The sequence below is a fragment of the Streptomyces sp. NPDC002536 genome, from assembly GCF_053594995.1.
The window spans coordinates 1-9,607 of the sequence record NZ_JBSFWU010000165.1 but is presented as its reverse complement, the minus strand read 5'-3'; the positions used below and the strand labels follow the sequence as shown (position 1 = coordinate 9,607).

Here is a 9,607-nt window from a genome sequence, read left to right as displayed (position 1 = left end):
CTGATATGTCGAGCGCCGTGGGTCTGTGGCTGGTCGCGCAGTTCCCCGCGCCCCTTACGGGGCGCGGCCCCCGACTCGCCTTGCGGCGCTGCATGGCGGTGCCGCCGCAAAGGCGAAGGGCCCGTTTTCCCCTGTTCGTACCAGGGGGAAACGGGCCCACATTCATGTGCCCCGTAAGGGGCGCGGGGAACTGCGCGACCAGCCAAAAACGGCCCGCAGCCTTACGCGAACGCCAGGTGACCGACCCAGTAGCTCAGCGCAGCCACCGCGGCAGCGGCAGGCATCGTGATGAACCAGCCCAGAATGATGTTCTTGGCGACACCCCAACGCACCGCGTTGACCCGCTTGGTCGCCCCGACGCCCATGATCGCCGAGGTGATGACGTGGGTCGTCGAGATCGGCGCCTGGAACAGGAACGCCGTGCTGAACATGACCGACGCGCCCGTGGTCTCCGCCGCGAAGCCCTGCGGCGGGTCCAGCTCGATGATCTTCCGGCCGAGCGTGCGCATGATGCGCCAGCCGCCCGCGTAGGTGCCGAGCGAGAGCATCACGGCGCAGGCGATCTTCACCCAGACCGGGATCGGGTCGTTCGGACCCTCGACGTTGCCGATGACCAGCGCCATGACCACGATGCCCATGGTCTTCTGGGCGTCCTGCAGACCGTGGCCGAGGGCCATGCCCGCCGCCGACACCGTCTGGGCGATCCGGAAGCCGCGCTTCGCCTTGTGCGGGTTCGCCTTCCGGAAGAGCCACATGATGGCGACCATGACGAGGTAGCCCAGCACCAGACCGACGAGCGGCGACAGGAACATCGGCAGGACGACCTTGTCCCAGACGCCCCACCAGTAGACGGTCGACGAACCGGCGAGAGCCGCGCCCACCATGCCGCCGAAGAGCGCGTGGCTGGAGGAGGACGGCAGGCCGAAGTACCAGGTGACGAGGTTCCAGACGATCGCGCCGACCAGGGCGGAGAAGAGGATCAGCATCCCCTGGTTGCCGGTCGGCGTCTCGATCAGACCCTTGCTGACGGTGTGCGCGACGCCGCTGCCGAGGAACGCACCGGCGAGGTTCATCACCGCCGCCATCGCGAGGGCCGCGCGCGGGGTCAGCGCCCGCGTGGAGACCGAGGTCGCGATCGCGTTCGCGGAGTCGTGGAAGCCGTTCGTATAGGTGAATCCGAGCGCGACCGCGATGGTCACGACAAGTGCAAACGTATCCACCGGAGGTCAGGACTCCTTGACCGCGATGGTCTCGACGGTGTTCGCGACGTGCTCGAACGCGTCGGCGGCCTCCTCCAGCACATCCACGACCTGCTTGAGCTTGAGCACCTCGATGGCGTCGTACTTGCCGTTGAAGAGCTGAGCCAGGAGCTTGCGGTGGATCTGGTCGGCCTGGTTCTCCAGCCGGTTGACCTCGATCCAGTACTCCGTGAGGTTCGTCATCGTGCGGAGGTTGGGCATCGCCTCGGCGGTCAGCTCCGCGGCCCGGGCCAGGACCTCGATCTGCTGCTCGACGCCCTTGGGCAGTTCCTCGATCTGGTAGAGGACGACCAGGTCGACGGCCTCCTCCATGAAGTCCATGATGTCGTCGAGCGAACCGGCGAGGGTGTAGATGTCCTCACGGTCGAACGGCGTGATGAAGGAGGAGTTCAGCTGGTGGAAGATCGCGTGGGTCGCGTCGTCCCCCGCGTGCTCCGCTGCCCGCATGCGCTCGGCGATCTCGGCCCGGGCGGAGGGCTCCGCGCCGAGCAGTTCCATCAGGAGCTTGGAGCCCGTGACGATGTTGTCCGCGGATGCGGCGAACATGTCGTAGAAGCTCGTCTCCCTGGGGGTCAGACGAAAGCGCACGTGGGATCCTCGGGGTGCAGCGGAATCGGTCTCGTCGATGCTAGGCGCATCATCCGGCCACAGCTAACTGGCATTCCCTCAGTGTCGCCCATCGGGCAGAGTGCTCACCAAGGCGGTACCGCCTCCGACGGGGAATTTCGGTAGAATATACCCATAGGGGGTATACGAATCGGCTCTGACCGCGGTCCTGTGCACTGTGAATGCATTGTGGATGACCAGCGCATATACGCCGGTGGAAGCACGGAGGGCAGCATGACGGCCACGGAGGCCACAGTGACCAGCACCACTGATCCGGCCACAGAGGCCTGCCACGGCGCGCCGGAGACCCCCGGCGCATCCGGCCCCTACGGCTACAGCAAGCAGAAGGACCAGCACCTCAAGCGGCTGCGCAGGATCGAGGGCCAGATCCGCGGCCTGCAGCGGATGGTCGAGGAAGACGTCTACTGCATCGACATACTCACGCAGGTGTCGGCGAGCACGAAGGCCCTGCAGTCGTTCGCGCTGCAGCTGCTGCAGGAGCACCTGCGGCACTGCGTGGCGCAGGCGGCCGTGCAGGGCGGCGACGAGATCGATGCGAAGGTGGCGGAGGCCAGTGCGGCGATTGCGCGGTTGCTGCGGACCTAGCCTTGTGTTTCGCCTGCGGGCCGTCCTCGGCTGGTCGCGCAGTTCCCCGCGCCCCTTTCGGGGCGCGGCAGCGGGCCGGAAATCACTCCGCCCCGTCCTCCGGCGGTGCCCATGGGCCCACGCCCAGGACCTGGTCGATCCGGTCCGCGCTGAGCCGGTCCTCGTCGGCGCTGGATGCGGCGATCATCAAATCGCCGTAGAGGTCGATCTCGACGAGGGCCACGGGATCCGTCCCGCACGACGAACCGCGTCGCGAAACCACGTGATTCACCTCCTCGCGTTCCCCGGGGCACCCCCTCGGGCCCCGGCTGTCCAGCGTAGTGAGCTGCTCCCACAGTGGGCATGACACAGATGGACCATTTCCATGGCCAACTGCGCCTCGCCGCGCTATTTCTGGGGCGAGGCAACGGTCCCCGCATAGATATCTGCGGGTGCCGGCAGAGAGACCTCGGGCCTGGGTCCGAAGGAGAACAGTTCGACCGTCGAGACCACGGTCATCGGCGCCTCGGGCGCGGCGGACACCGTGGACGCGGCCGCCGCCGTGGTCACCCGCCCCCGGCCCGCCGGGGCCCCGGCCTCGGCCACCCCGAAGCGGTAGCGCAGCAGGTGGGGCCTGCCCGACCCGTCCACGTACGCGTCGAACGCGACCGTCCCCGTGGTGAACCCTTTCGCCGCGGCCGCCAGTGCCGCCCGGTCCCGCTCGGGGGCCGTGCGTGCCGCGCGGCCGAGGTCGATCGTCCCCCAGTAGTGCGCCACCTGCTCCCCGTCCAGCTGCTCGGACCCCGCATAGGCCACCCCCCGCGCCCCGCCCAGCAGTTCCACCGCGGCCAGCGGATCCGTGGCGCCGCTGGTGAGCAGGTCGCCGTCGGCGAGCGAACCCGCTTCGAGCCGGACCCACTTGCCCGTGGGCACGCCCGCGCCCCGGTTCTTCATGTACAGCGCGCCCGGCGTGAAGACCTCGGTGATCGGCCGGTGTTCCGCGGCGCCCTCGGCGTCCTCGGGCAGCATCACGGTCAACTGCCCGACGGGCCGGCTGAAGTCGTAGACGCCCTGACCGTGGATGGTCAGCCGGGTACCCCCGCTGACCGTCTCCATCGACGTGCGCACCCGCGCACCGCCCGAGCGGGCGAGCACCCCGGCGGCCCGGCGCACGGCGGTGAGCGCCTGGCTCGGCTCGGCCGGGCCGAGCGCCTGGCGGACCTGGCCGGCGGCGCCGTGCTTGCCGTCCTGCCCGGCCCCGGCCCGGTGCGGATCGGCGCACCCGGACACCAGCAGGGCCGCGGCGACCCCGCCCGCCACCGCTCCGGCGGCCGTCGCGACCGTGCGTCTGCGTCCCTGTCCGCGCACCGCCATGTCCGTAAAGCCCCCTGTCCGCCGCACGCCAGATGGAACCCGTTCCTTTCAACGACCGCTCCCTCGTCGCCGTCACGGCCGGGTAGCGTGGTCGCGTGTCCGAAGCAGCCTCCGCACACCCCCACGCGGAACACTCGACCAGCACCAGCGAACGCGGCTCGTTCTGTACGGCCCGCTGTGTCTGCGGCTGGTACGGTCCCGCCCGCCGGGCCCGCTCGCTGGCCCGCGAGGACGCCGACACCCACCTCGCCTCTGCAGGACGACCATGAGGCCGACCATGAGGCCGACGCGACCGACCATGCGATGACCTGAGACGACACCGGGTCTCCCCCGGCCGGAACCGCCTGCCCCGGCACACCATCTGACTCAGCGCGGGGGCAGGGAAATCCGGTGCGTCAAGGGGGAGACATGGCCATCAACAGGCGCCAACTGCTGGGAGCGGGCACGGGGCTGGCGGCGACCGGCATCTGGGCCGCCTCGTGCGACGGCGCAGCGGGCCGGGTGGCCCCCGGCCGCATGGCCAGCGCCGGCCGCACCGGCGCCCCCTCCGCCCGGGCGGCCGCCGCCGACTGGACGGCCCTGGCCAAGGGCCTCTGCGGCGGCCTCGTCCGCCCCGACGACGCCGACTACGCCGCGGCCCGCCGGCTCTACAACACCCGCTACGACGGCCTGCGCCCGGCCGGCGTCGCCTACGTCGCGGGCACCCCCGACATCGCCGCCTGCCTCGCCTTCGCGCGCCGGTTCTCCATACCCGTGTCCATACGCAACGGCGGCCACAGCTATGCGGGTTGGTCGAGCGGCGACGACCGGCTCGTCATCGACGTCTCCCGGCTGAGGACCGTCCGCACGGACTCCGCCACGACCGCCGTCATCGGCGCGGGCGCCAAGCTCATCGACGTCTACACGGGCCTGGCCGCGCACGGCGTCACCATCCCCGGCGGCTCCTGCCCCACCGTCGGCGTCTCCGGCCTCACCCTCGGCGGCGGCCACGGCGTCCTCTCCCGGGCCTACGGCCTGACCTGCGACAGCCTCACCGGCGCCACCCTCGTCACCGCCGACGGCAGGACGCTGGACTGCGACGCCGACCGCAACACGGACCTCTTCTGGGCCCTGCGCGGCGCGGGCAACGGCAACTTCGGCGTCGTCACCGAACTGCGCTTCCGCACCCGCCCCGTGGGCAACGGCGTCACCGGCTATGTCTCCTTCCCCTGGTCCAGGGCCGCGGAGGTGCTGCGCGCCTGGCAGGAGTGGGGGCCGACGCTCCCCGACGAGATCTGGTCCGCGTGCGACCTGTCCGCCACGGCCAGCGGAAATCCGCGCATATCCGTCGCCGCCTTCACCCTGGGCAGCCAGGGCGACCTCGAGAACGCCCTGGACCAGCTGATCGAGAACACCGGCAGCTCCCCCGCGGGCCACCCGCCCCGGCTGCGCAGCCACTCCTACCTGGACACCGTGCGCGCCTATGCCGGCTGCGGCGACAAGTCCACCGAGCAGTGCCACCTCCCCGGCACCGTCCCCGGCCACGACGCCGCGGGCACGCTGGAGCGCGAGACCTATGCGGCGCGCTCGGACTTCTACGACCGCTCGCTGAGCGAGGACGGCATCCGCGCGCTGCTCGGCCAGCTGGAACGATTCAGCGCAAGCGGCGGCAGCGGCGGCGCCTCCGTGCAGCTGACCGCGCTGGGCGGCGCCGTCAACCGCGTACAGCCGCTGGCCACGGCCTTCGTCCACCGCCGCTCCCGCTTCCTGGCCCAGTACCTGACCTCCTGGCAGGAGGGCGGCTCCGGCACCTCGCAGCTGTCCTGGCTGGACGGCATCCACGCGGCCATGCTGCGGCACGCCTCGGGAGCGGCGTACCAGAACTACACGGACCCGGCGCTCAAGGACTGGCGGCAGGCGTACTACGGCAGCGCGGCGGACAGCCTGAAGAAGATCAAGAACCGCTACGACCCGGACAGGGTCTTCGACTTCCCGCAGGCGCTGTAAAAAAACCCGCGCCCCGTAAGGGGCGCGGGACCTCAGGCGGCGAGGTCGTTGTGCCGGTGCCCCACGGCCCCGGCCTGATCCGCCACCGCGACCAGCGGCACCCGCGCCCCGGGCGCCCGTACGAGCCACCCGGCCCGGGACCGGGCGACCCAGCCCGCCGCAGGCGTCAGCAGCATCATCGCCAGCGGTGCGAGCAGCAGCGCGACGGCCGTCCCGAGAGCCAGTCCGCCGATGACGTCCGTGGGGTAGTGCACGCCCAGGTACACCCGGCTGAAGCCCTCGAACAGGGCGAGGGCGAGACCGAGGAACCCGTACTTCCGGTTCGCTACGAACAAGCCGACCCCCAGGGCCATGGCCAGGGTCGTGTGGTCGCTGACGAACGAGAAGTCGGTCTTCCCCTTCACCAGGACGTCCAGCCCCTGGTGGTCGAGGAACGGCCGCGGCCGTCTGACGAACCCTCTGATCGGGACGTTCACCAGCACCGCGATCCCCGCGGCGAGCGGCGCCCAGGCGAGGGCGGCCACGGCCGGAACCGCGTCGTCCTTCTTGCGGACGCTCCACCAGGCGCAGACCATCAGGATGCAGAGCGCGAGCAGGATCCCGTACTCGCCGACGAACTCCATGGCCTTGTCGGCCCAGTTGGGCGCACCCTTGGCCATGCCGTTGATGTCGTACAGCAGGCCGACGTCCGGGTTGGACCCACCCTGGGCCTCCGGCACGGTGTACCCCATCGCGAGTCCAGCCACTGCCCGGCCCCTTGTCTGTCGCCTGTGCCTACATCCGCTGCTGACCCCCGTGGTCGTGCGCCGCAGCGACGGCGCTGCCGCTGCTGTCCACTTCCATGGAACGCCCCGATCCGGCCAGGCGTTCCACTCTCCACTCAATGATCACCAGGACGTTACCCAAGGGTGACTCACACCCGCCTCCCGGGGCGGGTGTTCAGGCCGCGTTCGCCCTGGGCAGTGCCTTGGCCCCGTCCGCGGTGACCCGGGTGGCACCGATGTAGTCGGGCAAATCGATCTTGTCGAACCGGATGACGGCCCCCGTGTACGGCGCATTGATCATGTAGCCGCCGCCGACGTACAGACCCACGTGGTGGATGGAGCGGGGGTCCTTCAAGTCGTGCGCGAAGAACACCAGGTCCCCCGGCAGCAACTGGTCCCGGTTCGGGTGCGGCCCGGCGTTCCACTGGTCGTTGGCGACGCGCGGCAGCTCGATCCCGACGGATTCGTACGCCGCCTTGGTCAGCCCGGAACAGTCGAACCGCCCGTTGTCCTCCTTGCCGCCCTCGCCGCCCCACAGGTACGGAGTGCCCAGCTTCCCCTGCGCGAAGTAGATCGCGGCGGCGGCCTGCTGCGAGGGCGGCGCCACCCGCCCGATGGGCCGGGCGAAGCTCTTGGCGAGCGTGCGGATCTCCTTCACATAGCCCTGCGTCTCGTTGATCGACGGCACTCCGCCGGCATTGATGACGCGGTACGGGCCGGCGTTGTAGGCGGCGAGCATGTTGTCGGTGAGATCACCGCCCACGCCCTTCACATCACCGGAGAGCGCGCAGTCGTAGCGGGCGGCGGACGGGATCGCATCGCCCGGGTCCCAGATATCCGCCTTGCCGTCCCCGTCGGCGTCGAATCCGTAGACGGCCCACGTCTCGGGGATGAACTGCGCTATCCCCCGCGCATCGGCCGGGCTGACGGCCTTGGGATTCCAGTTGCTCTCGGTGTAGAGCTGCGCCGCGAGCACGGCCGGGTTGAGGGCGGGGCAGAGGTTTCCCCACTTCTGCACGAGCGGCAGATACTGCGCGGGCACCGACCCCTCGGCCAGCCCGACCGCCCCCGACCCGGGAGTGCCCAGCTTCCACGCGGCTGTGTAGACACCGAGCACGAGCAGCGCCAAGAACGCAGCGAACAGCCCGAAGGCCGCCCCGCCCACCACCCAGATCTTCCGCACGCGTGACAGTCTCAGGGTTCCTCAGGTGCGTGTCTACGCCGCCTAGTTCACGGCGAAGCCGTCACAGCCGATGTTGGCGTACTCTCCGGGGCTCTTGACGTGGTAGAAGAGCACGGTCCAGTTGCCCGGATCGTTCCCGGTCGGAATTCCTCCGCCGATCGGCTTGCCGCGTACGAACTGCTGGAAGTCGTCGGGGTAGGTGAAGCGGACCCACTGCGTGGGGTCCTTCGCGAAGAGGTCGACCGGCTTGCTGGTGTACCCCATGCCCAGGTTCTGCTGCGTCAGTCCCGAGATCGGCTTGCCCGTGTCCGAGTCGATCTCGTGGGGAGGCTTGACGGCCACGGACACGAAATAGGGCTTGGCGAGGGACGGATCGGGGAACTTGAGGCGGAACGAGACCTGGGTCTTGCCGTCATGGGCGTCGCTGATGGACATCTGGAGGCTCGAAGCGCGTTCCTCGGAGGGCAGATTGCACGTTCCGCCGGCGAGGCCGTTGCTGTTGGGGGCCCAGTAGTCGCGGTTGGGGTTGGTGGCCTCGATGTACCCGGGCTCTTTGCCGGTGGAGGGGGCGACGGAGGGGGCGGAGGAGGACGGGGGTGTCGTCGTCACGCCGGAAGCGGGCGTACTGCCCGCCTGCGCAACGGCCTTGGCGTCCTCCCTCTTCGCATCCTTCGTATCCTTCGCATCCGAACCGTCTGTCGCCCACAGGGCGACTCCCGTCCCGACCGCGAACGCGGCCACGGCCGCCACGACCGCGAGCCAGGTCTTCCGCCGGCCGCCGGACGCCGCCTGCGCGACGACCCCGGGAGCGACGGTCGGCACGTAACCGCCCGCAGCCGACGGCACGGTGTTCTGCCCACCGCCCCCCGCCAGCTCCCGGTACACCGGGTCGTCGACCAGCGCCGAGGTCACCCCGCACCGGGCGATGATCTGCGCGGGTGTGGGCCGCTTTTTCGGCTCGGCCGCCGCACAGTCCCGGATCAACTCGGCGAGCCGCGGCTCCACTCCGGCCACGTCGATCTCGCCGTGCACCACGCGGTAGGTGACGGACTCCATCGTCCCCGGCCCGTACGGGGGCCGGCCCGTGGCGACGCACGCCATGGTCGCGCCGAGCGCGAAGACGTCCGATGCGGTACTGACCTGATCGTGCGTAATCACCTCGGGCGCGGTGTAACCGGGCGTACCGGGCGCGGAGCCCGCCTGGGTGAGCGCCGTCTGCTCGGCGCCGCGCGCGATCCCGAAATCGATCAACTTCGGCCCGACGGGCGAGAGAAGGATGTTGTGCGGCTTGAGGTCCCGGTGCAGCACCCCGTACTCATGCACCTGCGCAAGGGCCTCGGCCAGCGCCGCGAACAGCCGGAAGCACGTCTCGGCCGGGAGCGCACCGCGCTCGGCCGTGGCCTGCACGAGCGCGGGCCCGGGCACGTACTCGGTCGCGAGCCAGTACGGCGGGGCGGCGAGCGACGAGTCGATCAACTGCGCGGTGTACGCGCTCCGTACGGCCTTGACGGTCTCGACCTCACGCCGGAACCGCGCCATGGCCTCGGCCGACCCGGCGAAGTCCTCGCGGATGACCTTGATGGCCACTTGCCGGCCGCCCTGCGTCCGGCCGAGATACACCTGCCCCATGCCGCCCGCCCCGATGCGGGCGAGAACCGTGTGCGTGCCGATGCTGGTGGGGTCCTGGGGACGTAGCGCTTCCACGGGGCGGGACTCTGCCATACGCGTGTCCAGCCGGACGCACCCGCATCCGGATCTGGTGAGTCGGCCTGGGGCGCGGTTTCGACGTTGCCGCCGACCCGTTTCCCCAGGCCGCTCTCCGAACCCGGCGTGCGACTCTCACCGCACCG

The 9,607-nt window shown here is 70.4% G+C and carries 10 protein-coding genes; 3 read left to right on the top strand and 7 right to left on the bottom strand.

All coding sequences use genetic code 11. The annotated features are described in order from the left end of the window. Positions 1-221 precede the first annotated feature (221 nt). Positions 222-1,220, bottom strand: coding sequence for an inorganic phosphate transporter (locus tag ACWD4B_RS33690; RefSeq protein ID WP_390781710.1), 999 nt, complete (start codon positions 1,218-1,220; stop codon positions 222-224). 6 nt (positions 1,221-1,226) lie between these two features. Continuing rightward, positions 1,227-1,847 (bottom strand): DUF47 domain-containing protein, encoded by a 621-nt coding sequence (locus ACWD4B_RS33685; protein WP_451424337.1) that lies wholly within the window; start codon positions 1,845-1,847, stop codon positions 1,227-1,229. Positions 1,848-2,099: 252 nt separating this feature from the next. On the opposite strand from ACWD4B_RS33685, the gene ACWD4B_RS33680 reads away from it, so the two are divergent. After that, on the top strand, positions 2,100-2,471 hold the full coding sequence (locus ACWD4B_RS33680; protein ID WP_451424336.1) for a metal-sensitive transcriptional regulator: 372 nt from the start codon (positions 2,100-2,102) through the stop codon (positions 2,469-2,471). An 82-nt stretch (positions 2,472-2,553) separates the two neighbouring features. Here the strand turns inward: ACWD4B_RS33680 and ACWD4B_RS33675 are convergent, their stop codons facing one another. Both ACWD4B_RS33675 and ACWD4B_RS33670 read right to left on the bottom strand, forming a co-directional pair. After that, complete coding sequence (locus ACWD4B_RS33675) at positions 2,554-2,733, bottom strand: hypothetical protein (protein ID WP_336415391.1); 180 nt, start codon at positions 2,731-2,733, stop codon at positions 2,554-2,556. A 125-nt stretch (positions 2,734-2,858) separates the two neighbouring features. Further along, positions 2,859-3,824, bottom strand: a complete 966-nt coding sequence (locus ACWD4B_RS33670; RefSeq protein WP_451424335.1) for a hypothetical protein — start codon at positions 3,822-3,824, stop codon at positions 2,859-2,861. A 95-nt stretch (positions 3,825-3,919) separates the two neighbouring features. Between ACWD4B_RS33670 and ACWD4B_RS33665 the strand changes: the two genes are divergently transcribed. Both ACWD4B_RS33665 and ACWD4B_RS33660 read left to right on the top strand, forming a co-directional pair. Next, positions 3,920-4,093, top strand: a complete 174-nt coding sequence (locus tag ACWD4B_RS33665; protein WP_451424334.1) for a hypothetical protein — start codon at positions 3,920-3,922, stop codon at positions 4,091-4,093. Positions 4,094-4,238: 145 nt separating this feature from the next. Next, complete coding sequence (locus ACWD4B_RS33660; RefSeq protein ID WP_451424339.1) at positions 4,239-5,810, top strand: FAD-binding oxidoreductase; 1,572 nt, start codon at positions 4,239-4,241, stop codon at positions 5,808-5,810. A 32-nt stretch (positions 5,811-5,842) separates the two neighbouring features. Here ACWD4B_RS33660 and ACWD4B_RS33655 read toward each other — a convergent pair whose 3' ends face one another. From ACWD4B_RS33655 to ACWD4B_RS33645, 3 genes are all read right to left on the bottom strand, one after another. Then, the gene (locus tag ACWD4B_RS33655) at positions 5,843-6,541 is read right to left on the bottom strand and encodes a phosphatase PAP2 family protein (RefSeq protein WP_451424338.1); all 699 of its coding nucleotides are present in this window, start codon (positions 6,539-6,541) and stop codon (positions 5,843-5,845) included. A gap of 208 nt (positions 6,542-6,749) precedes the next feature. Next, positions 6,750-7,757, bottom strand: coding sequence for a C40 family peptidase (locus tag ACWD4B_RS33650; protein ID WP_451424333.1), 1,008 nt, complete (start codon positions 7,755-7,757; stop codon positions 6,750-6,752). A 42-nt stretch (positions 7,758-7,799) separates the two neighbouring features. Further along, entirely contained in the window at positions 7,800-9,479 is a 1,680-nt protein-coding gene (locus ACWD4B_RS33645; protein ID WP_451424332.1) for a serine/threonine-protein kinase, read from the bottom strand. Between the last annotated feature and the right edge of the window lie 128 nt (positions 9,480-9,607).